The organism is Planktotalea sp., assembly GCF_965659345.1.
GTDB lineage: Bacteria > Pseudomonadota > Alphaproteobacteria > Rhodobacterales > Rhodobacteraceae > Planktotalea.
Map to the genome: position 1 here is coordinate 1 of NZ_CBFHVK010000019.1, position 19,012 is coordinate 19,012.

The 19,012-nt window shown below is 53.1% G+C and carries 12 protein-coding genes and 1 pseudogene; 6 read left to right on the forward strand and 7 right to left on the reverse strand.

The features are described 5' to 3' along the window. A pseudogene (locus ACTG3Z_RS14215) lies at nucleotides 1-734 on the forward strand (nicotinate phosphoribosyltransferase); the annotation flags it as partial. On the opposite strand, the gene arfB reads toward ACTG3Z_RS14215, so the two are convergent. The 6 genes from arfB to ACTG3Z_RS14245 all read right to left on the reverse strand — a co-directional run bounded on the left by arfB (nucleotide 731) and on the right by ACTG3Z_RS14245 (nucleotide 5,836). Then, nucleotides 731-1,153, reverse strand: coding sequence for an alternative ribosome rescue aminoacyl-tRNA hydrolase ArfB (gene arfB / locus ACTG3Z_RS14220; protein WP_439143721.1), 423 nt, complete (start codon nucleotides 1,151-1,153; stop codon nucleotides 731-733). The pseudogene ACTG3Z_RS14215 and the gene arfB sit on opposite strands and share 4 nt — an antisense overlap. A 264-nt stretch (nucleotides 1,154-1,417) precedes the next feature. Continuing rightward, nucleotides 1,418-2,050, reverse strand: coding sequence for a queuosine precursor transporter (locus ACTG3Z_RS14225; RefSeq protein ID WP_439143722.1), 633 nt, complete (start codon nucleotides 2,048-2,050; stop codon nucleotides 1,418-1,420). Between the two features lie 90 nt (nucleotides 2,051-2,140). Then, nucleotides 2,141-3,022 (reverse strand): esterase-like activity of phytase family protein, encoded by an 882-nt coding sequence (locus ACTG3Z_RS14230; RefSeq protein WP_439143723.1) that lies wholly within the window; start codon nucleotides 3,020-3,022, stop codon nucleotides 2,141-2,143. Then, nucleotides 2,995-3,861: a penicillin-insensitive murein endopeptidase gene (gene mepA / locus ACTG3Z_RS14235; RefSeq protein WP_439143724.1), complete on the reverse strand. Its 867-nt coding sequence runs from the start codon at nucleotides 3,859-3,861 to the stop codon at nucleotides 2,995-2,997. The genes ACTG3Z_RS14230 and mepA overlap by 28 nt, the downstream gene beginning before the upstream one ends. Next, on the reverse strand, nucleotides 3,858-5,231 hold the full coding sequence (locus ACTG3Z_RS14240) for an MFS transporter (protein ID WP_439143725.1): 1,374 nt from the start codon (nucleotides 5,229-5,231) through the stop codon (nucleotides 3,858-3,860). The genes mepA and ACTG3Z_RS14240 overlap by 4 nt, the downstream gene beginning before the upstream one ends. 68 nt (nucleotides 5,232-5,299) lie before the next feature. Continuing rightward, a complete protein-coding gene (locus tag ACTG3Z_RS14245; RefSeq protein ID WP_375264952.1) occupies nucleotides 5,300-5,836 on the reverse strand; it encodes an acyl-CoA thioesterase in 537 nt (178 codons plus the stop codon). Between the two features lie 131 nt (nucleotides 5,837-5,967). Between ACTG3Z_RS14245 and ACTG3Z_RS14250 the strand changes: the two genes are divergently transcribed. From ACTG3Z_RS14250 to yaaA, 3 genes are all read left to right on the forward strand, one after another. Beyond that, nucleotides 5,968-6,255, forward strand: a complete 288-nt coding sequence (locus ACTG3Z_RS14250) for a YggT family protein (RefSeq protein ID WP_439143726.1) — start codon at nucleotides 5,968-5,970, stop codon at nucleotides 6,253-6,255. 76 nt (nucleotides 6,256-6,331) lie between these two features. Next, the gene (recQ, locus tag ACTG3Z_RS14255) at nucleotides 6,332-8,377 is read left to right on the forward strand and encodes a DNA helicase RecQ (RefSeq protein ID WP_439143727.1); all 2,046 of its coding nucleotides are present in this window, start codon (nucleotides 6,332-6,334) and stop codon (nucleotides 8,375-8,377) included. Nucleotides 8,378-8,406: 29 nt separating this feature from the next. Next, complete coding sequence (gene yaaA, locus ACTG3Z_RS14260; RefSeq protein ID WP_439143728.1) at nucleotides 8,407-9,177, forward strand: peroxide stress protein YaaA; 771 nt, start codon at nucleotides 8,407-8,409, stop codon at nucleotides 9,175-9,177. Here the strand turns inward: yaaA and ACTG3Z_RS14265 are convergent. Continuing rightward, entirely contained in the window at nucleotides 9,165-11,363 is a 2,199-nt protein-coding gene (locus ACTG3Z_RS14265) for a response regulator (protein WP_439143729.1), read from the reverse strand. The genes yaaA and ACTG3Z_RS14265 overlap by 13 nt on opposite strands. Nucleotides 11,364-11,502: 139 nt before the next feature. Here ACTG3Z_RS14265 and ACTG3Z_RS14270 point away from each other — a divergent pair, with 139 nt between their 5' ends. Continuing rightward, complete coding sequence (locus ACTG3Z_RS14270) at nucleotides 11,503-16,935, forward strand: alpha-2-macroglobulin family protein (RefSeq protein ID WP_439143730.1); 5,433 nt, start codon at nucleotides 11,503-11,505, stop codon at nucleotides 16,933-16,935. A gap of 3 nt (nucleotides 16,936-16,938) precedes the next feature. After that, entirely contained in the window at nucleotides 16,939-18,981 is a 2,043-nt protein-coding gene (gene pbpC, locus ACTG3Z_RS14275) for a penicillin-binding protein 1C (protein ID WP_439143731.1), read from the forward strand. Nucleotides 18,982-19,012 lie beyond the last annotated feature (31 nt).

Genomic DNA, 19,012 nt, shown 5'->3' on the forward strand with positions numbered 1-19,012 from the left:
TGCGCATCGCTGATTTTGGCACGCGCAGACGCCATTCGTTCCTCTGGCAAGACTGGTGCGTTCAAGCGATGCGCGAAGGTTTGGGCGAGAAGTTTGTCGGAACTTCAAATTGTAAAATCGCGATGCTGCGCGATATCGAAGCAATTGGCACGAACGCGCATGAATTGCCGATGGTGTATTCCGCGCTTGCAAAGACGGACGATACATTGCGCCAAGCACCCTATCAGGTTTTGGAAGACTGGCAGGAAGAGCATGATGGCAATCTGCGCATCATTTTACCCGATACCTACGGCACCGAGGGCTTTCTCAATCGCGCACCGGATTGGTTAGCCGGCTGGACAGGCATTCGAATTGACTCAGGCGATCCTGCAACCGGCGCAGAAAACGCAATCAAGTGGTGGAAGCAGCGCGGCGAAGACCCCCGAGACAAGCTCGTCATTTTCTCGGACGGCCTAGATGTTGAGAAAATCATTGAACTACATAGGCAGTTCGACGGCCGTGTTCGCGTCAGTTTCGGTTGGGGCACCTTATTGACGAATGACTTCCGTGGTCTCGTCCCAGATGGCGGGCTTGATCCATTTTCAATCGTTTGCAAAGCCGTTGAAGCTGACGGCAGCCCGACGGTTAAACTGTCTGACAATCCTGGAAAAGCCATGGGGCCAGCCGATGAGATCGAACGGTACAAGCGCGTATTCGAGTTAGGCGAACAAGAGCGCCAAGAGGTGATTGTTTAATCCTCGCCGGTCACTTTTCCCCGCAAGGCCTTCACCTCACCGCGTTCTTTTTTCGCCTTAAGGCGGCGCTTTTTGCTGCCTAGCGTTGGCCGTGTTGCAATGCGCCGTTTAGGAACAACCAGCGCTTTGCGGATCAGCGCGCTCAATCGTTCCCGCGCAATCGCGCGATTGCGAGCTTGGCTGCGTTCTTCTTCGACGCGGATGATCAACGCACCATCAAGCGTCCAACGACGGCCTGCAAGTCGTTTCAAACGGGTCTTCACGGGGCCAGATAAATTCGGCGAACGCTCCGCCTCGAACCGCAATTCCACTGCGGTCGAAACTTTATTTACGTTCTGTCCACCCGGCCCGGAAGAGCGGGTAAAGCTCTCGGTCAATTCCCAATCTGCGATTTCGATATTTGGCGTTATTTGCAACATAGGCCCTACATGCCAGAACCCAAGCCAAGACGCAAAAAGGGCCACCCTAAAAGAGCGGCCCTTAATCTGAGTTTCGGAGGTGTGCCAGTTAGGCTCTCACCAATTCGCGGGCGCAAGGCCGGCTAGGGGTTGCCGCTAGCGGCGCACCTCGCAAATTGTCCCAACACATTTCTCCAATACCTTTTTAGACACAGGATCACCTCCTCTCATTTGTTTCAACTAAGCAGAGGATTGCATGGAAATCTGTGATCGCCAAACACTTTTTTATACAGTTTGAGTTTCGTTGCTCAGCCAACGTGAAACGAGGGCTTTGAATGGAACCAAAGCAATCAATGCGAGCGCAAGTTTGACACCCCAATCTGCGACAGCCAAGGATACCCAAAGCGGCACAACTGGACCAAAGCCAAGAAGCGGCAAAGTTTCATTTGCCCAACTCACATCATTTGACGGCTCTATAAAGATAAACGCTGTGGAAAATGCTATGCTAAAGAACAAAGCCGTATCAAGCGAGGATCCCACAATTGAGGAAGCAAGCGGCGCGCGCCACCATTTCCCATTCTTGAGCGCAGAGAAAATTGAAACGTCGATCAATTGCGCAACAAGGAACGCTGTCCCAGAGGCAATCGCAATACGAAGCGTGACCAATGGACCAAACTCACCCTGAATTTGAGTACCGATCAGTGAGCAGATGACACCCACGAGAAAGCCAACAAAGATGACCCGGCGCGCAGCACTTGCGCCATAGATGCGGTTCATCAAGTCTGTGACGAGGAAGGCAAAGGGATACGTGAAAGCACCCCACGTGAGCCATTTGCCAAACAGAAATTGAACAAGGATGTTAGAAGCAACCACAATGGCTGCCATGGCAAGAATGCCAGGTAAGTAAGTGCGTGTCATTTTTATTGCCCGTTTTTTACAAGGTTGCGGCTACTTCCTCTCATGCATGAGAGTCGCAGCCGTTTATGCGCTGTTTGCAGGCGAGGCAAGCTATTCTTGCAGCAAAAATTCGACCATCATTGTGCGCTGAAAGCCACTGAAATTGTCATCAGACACTGCTAAAAGGCGCAAAGAGCCAGCCGCGTCCTGCCATACTGCAAGCCCTTCAAGATTGTCGAACTGACCAAACGAACTGGTAAAAAGATGCTGGTGGCGGATGGGTTCCCCGTCAACAAAGATCACGCGATCAATGCGCGTTTGAAAGGCGAAGCCGATAAAGCTACGCGTCAGAACATAGAGATGACCATCAGGTCCAAAATCTGCGCCAACAGGGCGGAACCCCCCAACTCGCGGCAGGCCATAGATACGCGTCCAATCGTCGTTCCCTGAACTGCGAAAGATAGGAAACGGAGTGCGGATGTTATTTGTCCCCTCGGGAATGAGAAAAAGAGCACCTTCTTGTGAAACAGCAAATGCCTCAAAACCGATGTTGCTTGGCGCCCGCTTGCCACGCTTTGGGAGTTCGCGCCTTGAAGGTGTCCCGCTCACATCAGAATAGATCAAAATACGAGGGCGACTTTCCGCGGAAATGGCGAGTTGTCCATCAGACAAAAGCGCAAGCCCTTCCATATCGCGGAAACGTTTTGGATCAGGACGCGTACCATCTTCGATTAGCAAAGGTTGGCTGCGTTCAATGTCAGCGCCGATAAGGTCGCCCGCACCATCGCGCAGCAGCGCGCCGGAATAGAGCACACCATCGTCGCTGACTGCGGCAAAACCCAGACCATCCTTATCGACTTCTAGCCCTGAAAGCCCTCCAAAATCTTCCACATCAGGCGACCATTCAAATTCAGAAACAGGCACCGCGAGCGGTGTCGCATAAAGTGGCGCAGCGAATAAAAGGGCTACCGAGACTGCAAGACATTTGCGCATTGAGAAGGTAAATCCGCCAGAACGTATTCACGCCGTGGCTTTGGCTTGGGCGCATTCGGATCGCGCGGTTTCGGCTTTGGCGGATTTAGAATATCGTTCACCCACTTTTGCGCGTCTGCGCAGCCATCCCCTGCGGGAGGTGGGTTCTGATCCTTGCATCCGCGCGCACCTTTAGGACAAGCGAGCCGCACATGGAAGTGGTAGTGATGCCCATACCAAGGTCGAATTTTGCGCAACCAACGACGATTGCCCTTTTCAGCGTTGCACATAGCGACTTTCGCGCCCGGAAAGACAAAAATACGCGCAGTACGCTTGTCTTTTGCAGCGGCTTTCATGATTTCCATGTGCTGCCGCGTGAACTTGTCGTTGATATAGGCACCTTTGGCGCGACGCAGCGATACAGAGCTGATCTTTTCACGTTCACGACGCGACAGGTTTAGATTTTTGGCAGGCAGCATCCAGATATCGATATCTAGGCCAATCTGATGGCTTCGGTGACCTGACAACATCGGACCGCCGCGTGGCTGGCTAATGTCACCAATATATAACCCGTTCCATCCTGGCAGTTGCGCGGCCTTGGCCGAAAGCTTTTGAATAAAGTCTATTGTCGTCGGATGCCCCCAATTGCGATTGCGCGACAGGCGCATCGCCTGCCAAGTTGGACCGGTTTCCGGCAACGCGACAGAGCCAGCGGCACATCCTTTCGCATATGACCCCAAAGGGGCAGCACGCTGGGCAGAACCTTTTTTTGCAGCACCAAAAAGTTGTTTCGCTTCAGGTGCTGCGGCAAGTGGCAAAGCAATAATTAAACCAATAAACAGTGCAAAAACGCGCATCATTTTTCAAAATCTCCGTTTTTATGAACGTAGGCTAACAAGATTAATCCAATCAAGAAAAGGAAGATCACAGGCGATACACCCAAACGCGCGCTTTGCGTCATGGTTGTAACGATTCCGATCAAAAGCGGTGCGAGGAATGCAGTCGCGCGGCCAGACAGGCCATAAAGGCCAAAATACTCAGTCGCATTCTCTTCATTTGTGTGACGCACCATCAAAGAGCGGCTTGCCGATTGTAGCATCCCTCCCATACCTCCAATCAAAACACCGCAGATAATGAAGACCAGATCTGGCGTTCCTGCTGCAACTTTCATTCCGTACAGCGTGTCAGGTGTGATGTTGATAATTGTGAGGCTGACAAACATCAGAACGACAATTGCGAAAGCGATCACAGGTTTTGGTCCGAAGCGACGATCCGCAAAACCGCCGATGTAGCTAAAAAAAGCCGCACCAATTGCCGCGACAACACCAAACACGCCAATCTGCGTGACTTCCCAATCCAAAACCAGCTTAGCGTAAACGCCACCGAACGCGTAGAGGCCATTTAGCGCATCGCGATAGAACATCGACCCGACAAGGAAATACCCAAGCGAGCGACGGGATTTGAGGCCCTTCAAAGACTTAACAACCTGCCCGAATGCTTCAGAAAAGCTGGATCTAATTTGATCCGTACGGACTTCGCGCACCCATAGGAAATAGGGGATCATAAACAGGACAAACCAAATCGCCGCAAACGGCCCTGTGGCACGTGTCCCTTCGCGCGCACTTGGATCAAGCCCGAACAAGGGATCAAGACCCGCAACAGTTTTGCCATTCCCCTGCTCAACGAGCAACAAAAGTGCGATGGCCAAGGCAATTACGCCACCCAGATAGCCAAAAGCAAAACCAGAGCCCGAAATCTTACCAATCTGTTCGCGCGTTCCCAAGCCAGGCAACTGCGCGTTGGTAAAAATGAGAGCATACTCCGCACCGATAAAGCCAATTCCAAAGGCGGCAAGCATCCAAAACAGGTTGCTCGCATCGGGGGCCGTAAACCACAGCGCGCCACAACCAAGCACATACATCAAACTGAACGAGACGATCCAAGGCATTTTTCGCCCCGTGCTATCAGCCATTGCACCAAAAATCGGAGCCGAAAAGGCGATGATCAAACCAATCAGTGCAGTCGTCCAAGCCCACATTGCTTGCGCGTTTGCATCCGCAACGCCCTCAACCAACCCTTGATTAAGGTAGTAAGTCGCAGCGATTGCCACGAAAAAAGGGCCAAAGATAAAGGTGTTCAAAACCGTATGATACGGCTGGCTGGCAAAGTCGAAAAAGTACCAACCCCAAATGCGCTTCTTCAATGTCTTGTCAGTTGTTGCGCTTGTCATTTATCCGTCCCCTTTATTGGGGACAGTTAGACAGACACAATGTCACACGCGCAAGACAATCCTGTCGCTTAGTCCTGCATTGGCGGCCACGGACGGCTGGCATCCGCTTCAATCCAATTCGCAACCCAGTCAGGAATAGGCGGAGATGTTGGCTCTCGCCCCATTGCCTCTGCAACGCGCGCAGGCGCTAGAATGCCCGATTTGTCCGTCACCGCAGCCCGATAAAGAGCGTGATTAGCGACTTCACCATTATCTTTGACCATACATTGCTCAAGATAGAAGAACCGTTCATCCCAGCACACAGCGCGCGACTTCATCGTAAACGCCTCAAACGTGCGGATGCGGCGCCGATAACGCACAGAGACGCCCGCCATTGTCAGACCCCAACGATTGCTTTTTAAAGCATCCACCAAGCCTGCTCGTTTTGCCAAAGGAATGCGCCCAAGATCAAGCAGTGTCAGCGTTCGCCCATTATTCAGCTCCATCCACATATCGATGTCCCAAGGCCAGCACCGATGGCGTGAGATATGCATCTCATCAAAGCCGAGTGGCTCTAGATTTCTGGTCTGCCACATGGCTTTGATCATACGGATGAAAGGGTACATAAACGCGCTCCTGTTAAGCCCCACATCTGCGATAGTTCGTATTCGCGTCAAGCCGCGACCCTGCGGCACTTGTCGCCGCGCCCCAGCACGACTACCTAGGGAGTAACTCAAAATTTCGGAGCCTATTGCCCATGTTATCGCTTTTCCAAATCCTTCTTCTGATCCTCGATATCGCGTGGTTCTTCATTGTGGCTCATGTAATCATGAGCTGGTTGATCAGTTTCCAAGTCCTTAACCTGAACCAACAGTTCGTTGCGCAGATTTGGTACGGTCTGAACCGTATTCTTGATCCTGTTTACTCCAAGATTCGTAGCTTCTTACCAAACATGGCCGGCATCGACTTGGCACCATTGGTGGCATTGGTCGGCGTTTACGCCTTGCGGATCATTATCGCCAACAACATGCAGTCCTTTTACTAACACTGCATCTTGTGTGAGTTGTTAACCTATGGGACATATCCTGTAAGAGCAAAGCAATGCCATTACAGGACATCCCATGGACCGCGCCGTATCGCTGTTAAGCGACGTTTTCGGATTTGACGCCTTTCGGCCTGGCCAGCGCGACATTGTCGATGCTGTTTCAGGCAACGAAAACGTGCTCGCGATTATGCCCACGGGTGGCGGCAAATCCCTGTGTTACCAACTTCCCGCATTAATGGATGACGAAGGGTTAACTGTCGTTATCTCACCATTGATCGCATTAATGCGTGACCAAGTGCAGGCTCTGAAAGCCAGCGGCGTTGTTGCAGGCGCGCTGACCTCTGGAAACACCGAAGAAGAAACAAACGCTGTGTTTGAGGCGATTGACGCAGGCACATTGCGCCTTTTGTATATGGCACCTGAACGCCTTGCTTCTGGTGGGGCTGTTAACCTTTTGCGCCGCGCTGGTGTGAACCGTATCGCCGTGGATGAAGCACATTGCGTCAGCCAGTGGGGTCATGATTTCCGTCCCGATTATCTGCGTATTGGCGATTTACGACGCGCGTTGAACGTGCCCATCGCTGCGTTCACAGCCACCGCCGATGCAGAGACACGGGTTGAAATTGCGCAACGTCTTTTTGATGGTGAATCGCCCCAGACGTTTTTACATGGCTTTGATCGTCCCAACATCCACCTCGCCTTTGCCGCCAAAGATGGGCCGCGCCAGCAAATTTTGAGCTTTGCAGCTGCGCGCAAAGGTCAATCAGGCATCGTTTATTGCGGCACACGCGCCAAGACCGAAGGGCTTTCTGGCGCGCTGAACCAAGCCGGCCATAGCGCGTGTTTTTATCATGGCGGCATGGATCCTGATGCACGTCGTGACGTTGAAGCACGCTTTCAACGCGAAGATGGCTTGATTGTTGTGGCGACGGTGGCCTTTGGCATGGGCGTGGACAAGCCAGACATTCGCTGGGTCGCACATGCTGATCTGCCCAAGTCGATCGAAGCGTATTACCAAGAAATTGGTCGCGGCGGACGTGACGGTGCACCTGCCGAAACGCTCACGCTTTATGGACCGGATGATATTCGACTGCGCCGCAGCCAGATTGACGAAGGCCTCGCACCACCCGAACGCCGCGCTGCGGATCATGCGCGCCTGAATGCTTTGCTGGGTCTCGCGGAGGCACTTGATTGTCGCCGCTCCAGCTTGCTTGCTTATTTTGGCGAAACCAACGTCAAATGCGGAAACTGCGACCTTTGCGATGCACCTGTAGACGTCTTTGACGGGACAACTGCTGTACGCAAAGCATTGTCCGCGATCTTACGAACAAACGAATACTTCGGCGCGGGTCATTTGATCGATGTCCTTTTAGGCAATGACACTGACAAAATTCGCGCGCGCGGACACGATGATTTGCCAACGTATGGCGTTGGAAAAGAATACAGCAAACGCGAGTGGCAGGCTGTCTTTCGTCAAATGATGGGGCATGATTTGGTACGCCCTGACCCCGAGCGACACGGTGCTTTGCGCATGACAGACGAGGCTTTGCCGATTTTGCGTGGTGAAGCCTCCATTCGACTGCGTCGTGACAGCATCAAGGCTGCCTCGAAATTCTCGCCAACTGTAAGAACGTTGGTGAGCGAAGAAGACGCGCCTTTGCTGTCAGCCCTCAAAGCGAAACGGCGCGGGTTGGCAGAAGCGGCGCGCGTTCCCGCCTACATCGTATTCAACGACAAAACGTTGATCGAGATGGCACAGGCGCGGCCCAAAACACTGGATGACTTGGCCTCCATCGGTGGCGTTGGCGCAAAAAAACTTGATACCTACGGCGCTGCTTTTCTGGAAGTGATCAATGGCGAAGTGGAAAGCCAGCATCCGGCACGGCGCAAGCTTGCCGGTCGCGAAAGCGGCACGTTGTATGATCGTCTGCTCGAAGTGCAGGCCGATCTCGCACGCGGTGGCGAGGGGCATGACAAGCCGCTCAGCTGTTCTGCTTCCTTGCTTGCAAAGATCGCGGCACAGAAACCGCAAAATGAAATGGCGCTTGAACGCATCTTGGGCGAACGGCGCAGTGAAAGATTTGGGCGCGCATTTCTGGACGTCTTGCGTGAGGCGAGCTAGATCAACCATCAGCGAATAGAGGGGCGAATATGTTAGTTGTGATTTCACCGGCCAAGCGTTTGGATTGGGCAGAGCGCGATGTAAAAATGACCGCGCCTGATTTGCAAGAAGACGCGGTACGCCTTTCCAAAACAGCGAAGAACTTAACGCTAGCCGAATTGCGCAAACTGATGGATCTCAGCCCAGATTTGGCGCGCCTCAATCGGGACCGCTTTCAAGCATTTGAAGCAGAGCCAAGCGATGACGCCGTACGCCCAGCAGCTTTGGCTTTCGCGGGCGATACATACCAAGGGCTCGAAGCGACCAGCCTAAACGATGATGAGCTGCGCTGGGCACAAGATCATTTGCGCATTTTGTCTGGCCTTTATGGCGTTTTACGCCCACTCGATGGCATTCAACCTTATCGCCTTGAAATGGGCTCGCGTCTCAAGACCCGTCGCGGCACATCACTTTATGACTATTGGCGCACCGATTTGTCCAAAATGCTGAACACGCAAGCGGATGAGATCGGGACAGATACGTTGGTAAACTGTGCAAGTCAGGAATATTTTGGCGCGGTCGCACCCAAAGCACTGAAACTACGTGTGATCACCCCTGTCTTTATGGAAAATAAAGACGGCAAAGCCAAAATCGTAAGTTTCTTCGCCAAGAAAGCACGGGGTGCGATGGCGCGTTACATGATCCAAAACCGTGTTGAGAGTGCTGACGACATCAAAGAGTTTGATACAGGTGGCTACGCTTTCCAGAAAGATATGAGCGAAGGCGATCGCTGGGTTTTCCTGCGCGACTACCCTAACTGATCCGACCTAAGCGCTTGGGCTCCTGGCAGGTCCAAAGCCGCAATATGTTCAATGACAAGAGATTTTTTCAGCGGTTTTGTCAGGTAATGGTCGAGCCCTGCTTGCAATATCGTTTCCTGATCGCCCGCCATTGCGTGCGCGGTCATTGCGATTATCGGAACAGTTTTTTGGCTGGTCTTCTCCAATGCGCGAATGTCTTGCGTCGCCTCTTTGCCATCTTTTTTCGGCATCGAAATGTCCATAAACACAACGTCCGGCTCGAAACTTTGATAAAGCGCGACCGCTTCAATTCCGTTGCTGGCAAACTCTAGGTCAACGTCAAGGTTTTTGAGCATCTTGCGAAAGACCAGCTGATTGGTTTTGTTATCTTCCGCAGCAAGAATACGTAATTTGCGCCCAGCTTGGGGCGCGTTTGGCGGCGCGCGATTGACTGCATGAAAAACCAAAGCGTCAGGCGCAGGCTCCTTCTGCTCAGGCGGCGCGAGATCTATCAACACGCGGTATAAGTGCTGGCGTGGCACAGGCTTTTGCAGGATGCGCGTTACTGCGTCCCTCGCCGGATCAGCCTCCGCAACGCTAGCGTTCGACGTTATGAGTAGTATCGCAAGATCGGGAAATTTCGCACGAAAGCTGCGGGCAAGATCAAAACCATCAATCTCGCCCTGCATATCGTCAATAATAGCGAGATCAAAATCAGCGTTTAACTGCGCAATTGCATCGTTTTCACAATTCACAGCGACACAGTCGATACCAAGTAGAGAAACCTGTTTCTCAATGATCGTGCGGGTCAGCTCTGAACTATCAACGATCAACGCGCGTTTGATGGCAGGTTTGACAATTTCGAGATCTTCCGCCGGATAGCTGGCAAGCTTCGCACGAAACCCAAAGCAACTGCCCACATTATCTTCTGCCGTAACCCAAATCTGACCATCCATCATTTCAACCAGGCGTTTGGTAATCGCAAGGCCAAGACCCGTTCCTTCAAACTCGCGGTTCTTCTCTTCATCGACTTGGTTAAATTCACCAAAAACTTGATCAACCTTGTCCTCTGGAATCCCAATTCCGGTATCTTGGACGGTCACACGCAGATCGCATATTCCGTCTTCATGGGTTCCTGTAACAGAAATCAGCACGTGACCGACTTTGGTAAATTTAACCGCATTGCCCAGAAGGTTGGTTAGGATTTGGCGTATGCGCCCCGGATCACCCACAACTTGGGTCGGCAAAAACAGATCGTAGTCAACAAACAAAGCAATACCTTTGTCGCGCGCAGATGGCTGCAAAAGGCGAATAACTTCATGAATACACTGTTCAAAATCAAATGTAGTGGGTCGTAGCTCCAACCGATTGGCTTCTATTTTTGAATAATCGAGCACATCATTGATAATCGTCAGCAAAGCTTCGCCAGAATTTCTGATCGTATCGACAAAAAGCTGCTGCTCATCTTCCAGCGTTGTTTCCGCGAGCAAGTCTGCCATGCCAACAATACCATTCATCGGCGTGCGAATTTCGTGGCTCATGTTTGCGAGAAAGGCAGATTTAGCACGGTTCGCGGTTTCGGCTTGGTGGCGGGCCTGCTTTAGCTGGTTTTCATAGCGGATCGTGTCTGTGATATTCAACGCGAGCGATACGACATCGCCATCAGGACCACGCTCATCGATAAGTTTGGCATACATGCCATTCCAAAATTTTAAAACAATTGGGCTAGGGTTGGGCGAATGCCATCGATCAAGCATCGCATTGCGCCATTCATGCGCACTTAACGCTTCGGTATCAACGATCCCTTCTTCCGTCAGAACCAACAGAATTTCGGGGTATGTGACCCCGGGTTTCATGTCTTCAAGATCGTCAAAAACACCAAGATAGGCGTCATTGGCGCTAATCATTTCACTATCCGAATTAAAGAAAGCAAATCCATCACGGATGGTGCGAATAGAATGCCACAGCCGTCGTTCTGCAATCTCCACCTTTTGATGGGCGACGGTCAAATCTGTCTTCACCTGACGATTTTCATCGCGCACGTTTGCGACTTCCGCTTCTGTGCGTTCAATCCGTTCAGACAACGCGCGCGCATGCCGCCCCAGTTTGCGATTGGCCGAAAACAGTTCAGCCTCTTTCATTTGCAACAGCCGTTCAGCCGCAAGGCGGGCACGCCGTTCCTCGGCAAGTTTGTGGGCAAGCGTCATTCTGAAGTCACGTGAATCAAGGTTAAGGTTAACGCGACAATCCGCTTAGGAAGTGAAGATTGATTTAACTCGGATGCAGAAAACTTGCCAAAAGCACATCGCACGTGTCACCTTTGATGCATTATTTTAGGAGAATTATATGCGCCGCGTCATTTTCGCCGTTGTATTCGCTTTGTTATGTGTCGGAACCGCTGTAGCCCAGAGCGGCCCTATTCCAGAGCAACGATTGGTCTACTCAAAAGACGTTGATTTTTTCGGCGCTGATTTAACCAATCTGTTTGATACGACACTCGACGCCTGTGAGCGGGCATGTCTTAACAACAGTCAGTGCAGCGCGTTCACATTTAACCAAAAATCAAACGCATGTTTTCCCAAAAGCGGTGTGAGTGAAAAACAAACCTATGAGGGCGCAATGTCCGCAGAGGTTTATCGCACCAATGCCAACCTATTGAACGCAGCAGAACAGCGCACACGCGAAATTGCGTTCCTAACGCAACGCGATCGTGACGCGGCCTTCGCACAAGCGCAGAAGCTCGGGGCATTGCATCCCGGCGGCCAATGGAGCGTTGAGGTCCTTTTGGATGCAGTTCGCGACAGACGCACGGAAAACAACCTGCTCAGCGCGATGCATTGGCAAGGGGCGGCAACTGCGCAATCTGACGCGAGCGATATGTGGGCCGAATACGCGCGCCTTGCGATGGAGGTGAAAGGCAAGAACAGCTCCGACACCCGAAAGATGCGCCAGCGCGCTTTGAATGCAGCGCATAACGCGTATCTTCGCGCAACAAATGACGGCGCGAAAGTCAGTGCCTTGCAGATCATGGCCAATGCGATGGAAGAACTTAGGCGCGGTCGCGATATGATCCCTGCGTTACGTCTTGCTGAAAGTATTCAGCCACGTCCTGACGTGGTCGTCGCGCTTGACAAAGCCATCGCTAAATACGGCTTTCGCATCACAGAACATCGTGTTGATAAGGACGCCGCAGCGCCGCGAATCTGTGCGGAATTCTCTGAGCCACTGGTGAAAACGGGCGTTGACTACACACCTTTTGTGAAGCTGCCCACCCAAACACTTGTTGTACAAGCTGATGGTCGTCAGCTTTGTATCGACGGTGTTGAACACGGTGCGCGCTATCAGGTTACGTTCCGTTCCGGCCTTCCTGCGGCAAGCGGGGAAACCTTGATAAAGGACACGCCTTTGACGCTGTATGTGGGCGATCGGACTGCTTCCGCGCGCTTCCCGGGGCGCGCCTACGTGTTGCCAAAAGCTGCTGACGCGGCAATCCCACTTCAAACGGTTAACCTTGATGAAGTCGATCTATTGTTGCGACGTGTGAGCGACCGAAACGTTCTACGCACAATGCAAGACGACATGTTTGGTCGACCGCTCAGCCAATACGAAGACGAAGTCTTCAAGCGCAACATTGGTGAGCAGATTTGGAGTGGCACAGGCCTCGTTGAAAACGAGCTGAACCGCGATATGACGACGCGTCTGCCTATGGGTGAACTGATCAAAGACTTGCCCGCTGGACTATACGCCCTGACAGCCCGTGTACCGGGCGTTGATCTTTATGACAACGCGGGTGCGACGCAGTGGTTTATTCTATCTGATCTAGGTTTGAGCACGCTGAAAGGTGCTGATGGGGTCCATGCCTTTGTGCGTGGCCTATCTGATGCGACGGCGAAGGAAGGGATCGAAGTGACGCTTCTTTCTCGCTCTAACCGCATCCTTGGGACGACGCAGACTGACACAAATGGCTACGCGCATTTCGCAGCAGGTCTCACGCGCGGTACAGGTGGTGCGTCGCCCGCGCTCGTCTTGGCAAAGCAGGGCGAAGATGATCTCGCATTTATGTCGCTGACAGAGCCTGCGTTCGATCTTTCTGATCGTGGGGTTGAAGGCCGCGCAACGGCTGGGCCGATAGACCTTTTCTTAACAACGGACCGTGGTGCTTACCGTGCAGGCGAGACGATTTATGCGACAGCCTTGGCACGCGATGGTACCGCGACTGCACTGAACGATGTTCCAATCACTGCTATCCTGACCCGTCCAGATGGCGTTGAGTACACGCGCAAACTATCAAGCGATGATCGCGCTGGCGGTCATGTTTTCGCATTCACTCTTGGCAACACTGTTCCACGCGGCACGTGGACGTTGGACATGAAAGCGGACCCAGATGCAGCCCCGCTTTCAACCCAAAAACTTCTTGTCGAGGATTTTCTGCCAGAGCGCATCGACTTCGATCTTGCGCTTCCAGATACGCCGATCCGCGCGGGTGATACGCCACCTTTGACAGTGTCTGCGCGTTACTTATTCGGCTCCCCTGGCTCAGATTTACCGATAGAAGGGTCTGTCCGTTTGAGCGCAATAAACGAGCTTGCAGGATTTAAAGGATATCGCTTCGGCCGCTACGATGAGCCCATCAATCCGCGCACCAAATTTCTTTCTGGCGGCGCGCGCACAGACGCGAATGGTGAAGCAACTGTCGCCCTTGAAATGCCCGAAATAAACAATGCGGCAGTGCCGTTAGAGTTACGTGCAACGATCCGAGTCTCCGAAGGCAGCGGTCGCCCTGTCGAACGTCAAATCACAAAAGCGCTTGCCCCGAATGGTCCGATGATCGGCATTAAAAAAATGTTTGATGATGTCGTGCCACAAGGCACCGAAGCAAGCCTTCAGCTTATCGCGATCGGCGCTGATTTGAAGGCAGCACCGATGCAAGTACGTTGGGCAATGAACCGCGTCGAAACACGGTATCAATGGTACCAGCTTTACGGAAATTGGGACTGGGAGCCCATTACAACACGCAAGCGTGTGGCAAGCGAAGTGGTCGACCTAGCCGACGCGCCTTTGACCATAAGCGCACCTGTGGATTGGGGACGCTACGAGGTGATCGTGGAGCGTTTGGATGGCAGCTATATCGCGTCCTCTACCGATTTTTACGCAGGCTGGTACGCTCCTGCGGATACATCGAACACGCCCGACACATTAGAGCTATCCCTAGACAAGCCTGACTACAAAATGGGCAATACGGCGACCTTGCGACTTGTCCCGCGTTTCGCGGGTACGGCGCTTGTCACCGTTATGTCAAATCGCGTTATTCACATGGAAACGGTTGAGGTTAGACAGGGTGAAAACCTGATCCCCCTCACCGTGACCGATGAATGGGGCGCAGGCGCATATGTGACGGCAAACGTTATCCGTCCGATGGATGTCGTTGCTGGGCAAAACCCCGCACGCGCTTTGGGCCTGTCTTATGCGAAGATTGATCCAAAGGCAAAACAGCTAAACGTTACGATAGATGCTCCCGACGCAATTCAACCGCGTGGCTCTTTGGATGTATCGCTTCAGGTTGAAGGGGTCAAAGCAGGAGATACGGCTTATGTCACCCTTGCTGCTGTAGATCTCGGAATCCTCAATCTGACTGCGTTTGATAGCCCTAATCCATCAGATCATTACTTTGGCCAACGTCGTCTTGGTATGGAAATTCGCGATGTGTATGGTCGCTTGATAGACGGTATGAACGGCGCGATGGGACAAGTGCGATCAGGTGGCGACGCTGGATCCCGCCTGCGCTTGCAAAGCCCACCCCCAACACAAGACCTAGTCGCTTACTTTTCTGGTCCTGTTGAAATTGGCGCTGACGGCAAAGCAACTGCTTCTTTCGATATCCCAGCGTTTAACGGCACAGTGCGCCTGATGGCTGTCGCATGGTCGAACACTGGCGTTGGCCAAGCTCAGGCAGATGTTCTGGTGCGCGATCCAGTGGTTGTCACGGCATCGCTCCCGCGTTTTCTCGCGCCCGGAGATCAATCAAGTATGTTGCTTGAAATTGTGCATGCAACGGGTCCGAGCGGACGTATGGGGCTTGATGTCTCAAGCTTGGGAATAGCGTTGGATGCCACATTGATCCCATCGGGATTGACGCTGGAAGATCGACAAAAACAGACACTAACAGTGCCAATTGGTGCTTCGGTTGTTGGCGATCATACTTTGCGCATCGCGCTAACGACACCTGATGGCAAGCAACTCGTCCAGACTTTAACCCTCCCCGTGCGGGCCAATGACCCGGAGGTAAGCGAAGTCCGCCAAATCAGCATTGCGGCGGGCGAAACACTCACCCTGGATAACGCCGTATTCGCGGGCTTTAAGGGGGGCACGGGTTCTGCCATTCTTGCGGCTGGTCCACTTGCAAAACTCAACGCACCAAGTTTGTTGCAAGCGCTCGATCGCTACCCCTATGGATGCACTGAGCAAATCACGTCCCGCGCAATGCCACTTTTGTATTTCGATGAAGTTGCCCGTGCGATGGGTCTGGATGAACGTGCGACAGTACAAAAACGTGTTGATCAAGCGATAGCGCAAGTGTTGACGCGACAATCCTCTAATGGGGCGTTTGGCCTTTGGCGTGCAGACTCCGGTGAATTTTGGCTAGATGCCTATGTCAGCGATTTCCTGTCCCGCGCCAAGGCACAAGGGTACGACGTACCAGCCCTCGCCTTCCGCATCGCGATGGATAATTTGCGCAACCGTATCAATTACGCGCCCGACTTCGATGAGGGGGGCGAGGACATCGCATATTCTCTCATGGTGCTCGCACGCGAGGGGGCCGCCTCAATGGGCGATTTACGCTACTACGCTGATGTGAAAGCAGACGCGTTCACGACACCCCTTGCGGCTGCTCAACTTGCTGCGGCTTTGGCGTCTTATGGCGATCAAACCCGCGCAGATGCGATGTTCGCACACGCTGCGCGTTTGATGATCCCACGCATGGGTGAAGAAGCGCGAGTATGGCGTTCTGACTTTGGCAGTAACCTACGTGACGCGGCAGGTCTTTTGACCCTCGCCGTGGAAGCAGGCAGTACGACGATAGACACATCTGTACTCTCTGAGCGCATCGTTGCTGCGGGGCGTTCACTCTCTACGCAAGAAGCGTCTTGGGCACTTCTCGCCGCGCACGCACTGGTGGAAAACCCTGGCGCATCAGATCTATTGATCAATGGTGAAGCCAGCGCCGGTCCGCTGATCCGACGTTTTGAAAGCGGGGCGACGTCTATGATCATTGGCAATGATTCAAACCGTGCGATGGATATAACATTGAGCACCTTTGGTATCCCCGAAATCGCACCGGCGGAAGGGGGATATAGCTACAAGATCACCCGTGAGTATTTCACGATGGAAGGAGCACCTGTCACGGACTTGAGGGTACAAACGGGTAATCGCCTTGTCACGGTCCTTACGGTCATTCCGTTCGAGGATGGTGCTTCACGTTTGATGATCAATGATCCCCTTCCTGCAGGGCTGGAAATCGATAATCCCAACCTGATCCGTGGCGGAGACGTGCGGGCGCTCGAATGGCTGAAAACAGCGAACGCGCAGCACTCAGAGTTCCGCTCTGATCGCTTCCTTGCTGCTGTGGATTCGCGCGGTGTAACACCCCTGCGCCTCGCCTATATCGTACGCGCCGTTTCGCCGGGCGTTTACCACCATCCTGCAGCATCGGTAGAAGACATGTACCGCCCTCAATACCGCGCGCGCAGCTACACGGGCCAATTGATTGTGACCGAATAACAGATGCGCCGTTTCGCGCCCTTTGTATTTGCATTTGCGCTGTTCTGTGTGGCGCTTGGGCGCGATGCGTTTGACGATTGGGTGGCGCGCACGCAGTTGCCCAGTGTGCTGCCTGAAACCTCTGTCGAGGTGCGCGATCGCGACGATGTTTTGCTGCGCGCCTATACGGTAGAAGATGGCCGTTGGCGGCTTGGCGTCGCGCTAAATCAGGTGGATCAGCGCTATCTCGACATGCTCATCGCATACGAAGACAAACGTTTCTTTTCTCATAAAGGTGTCGATCCTTTGGCGGTCATCCGTGCAACAAAGCAGGCACTAATAAATGGCAAAGTGGTATCAGGCGCATCTACATTGACCATGCAAGTTGCGCGTTTGCTTGAACAAAGCGGCACAGGCGCATGGCAAGGTAAGCTGCGCCAAGTGCGCGTTGCATTGCGGCTTGAGCAAGTGTTGCGCAAAGATGAAATCTTACACCTCTACCTTTTACTTGCTCCGTTTGGCGGCAATCTCGAAGGCGTGCGTGCAGCATCGTTAAGCTATTTTGGCAAAGAACCTAACCGTCTTACCGCGGCGCAATCCGCGCTTTTGGTTGCGCTACCTCAAGCGCCTGAAGCCCGTCGTCCGGATATTGATCTTCTGGCCGCAAAATCTGCGCGCCAGATCGTTTTGGAACGGTTGTTAGACACTAAAACTGTCAGCAAAGAGGAGGCCCAAACAGCCTATTTAGAGCCTGTTTCTGCTCAGCGTCATCAATTTCCTTCATATGCGCCACATCTGTCAGATCGCGCACGCAAAGAGCGCCCTGAAAATACGCTACACAGTTTGACATTGAAGGCCGCCCTACAAAGGCAAGCCGAAAAGCTTGCGGCGTCCCGTCTTTATGGACAGGCTGAACATGTGTCCATCGCGATGGTTTTGGCCGATCACACCAGCGGCGAGATCATCGCACATGTGGGGTCCGGTGGATATTCTGACAAAGATGCACGTCAGGGGTTTATCGACATGACCCAAGCGTTACGCTCGCCTGGCTCCACTTTAAAACCGCTGGTCTACGGCTTGGCATTCGATCAAGGGCTCGCGCATCCAAGCACCCTGATCAATGACCGACCCGTTGCTTTTGGCAGCTATGCGCCACAGAATTTCGATGGCGCGTTTCGAGGTGAATTGCGTGTCGATGAAGCGCTACGTCTATCGCTCAACATTCCGGTCGTTTTGCTGACAGAAGAACTAGGCCCTGCACGCCTCATGAACGCGCTGAAAAACGCAGGGGTGGCGGCAAAATTGCCAAGCGGTCAAGCTGGACTTGCTGTGGCCTTGGGTGGTGTTGGAACATCACTTGAAGGGTTGGTTCAACTCTACGCAGGTCTCGCGCAAGGGGGTAGAAAACAGAGCCTAACTTGGCGGAACGAACCGACCAGCAACGTTGACGAACGATTTTTATCGCGTTCCGCTGCGTGGCAGGTCTCACACATTCTCGCGGGTCTTGCCCCACCTGCTGGCGCTGCAAACATGCGACTAGCATATAAAACCGGCACGTCTTATGGGCATCGCGATGCTTGGGCGATTGGGTTTGATGGTCGCTATGTAGCCGGCGTTTGGATTGGACGTCCCGATGGAACGCCCGTACCTGGCGCATTTGGAGGGGAGCTCGCGGCGCCAATCTTGTTCGAACTGGTTGGTTTGATCGCTGACCACGCGACACCTTTGCCGTCCCCACCACCAGAAACCTTGTTGCTAGAGACTGCTGACTTGCCCCAACCTTTACGTCGCTTCAAAGGGCGGCGTTCGGTTTTCGACGCGCCACCAGATGCGCCAAAGATGGCTTTTCCACCCGATGGCTCACGACTTGCGCGCACAGGGACAGGCCTCAACGTTAAAGTCAGAGACGGTCGCGCACCCTTCACGTGGCTCGCCAATGGCGCACCTGTCTTAACCAATGTGCACACCAGAGAGACGCAGCTCCCCATTATGGAAGAAGGCTTCGTACAATTGTCTGTTATCGACAAAGACGGTCGCGCGGCCCGCGCAACCATTCGACTGGATTAGGGTCAAGAGCCTTCGCAAAGGCTCTTGCAAG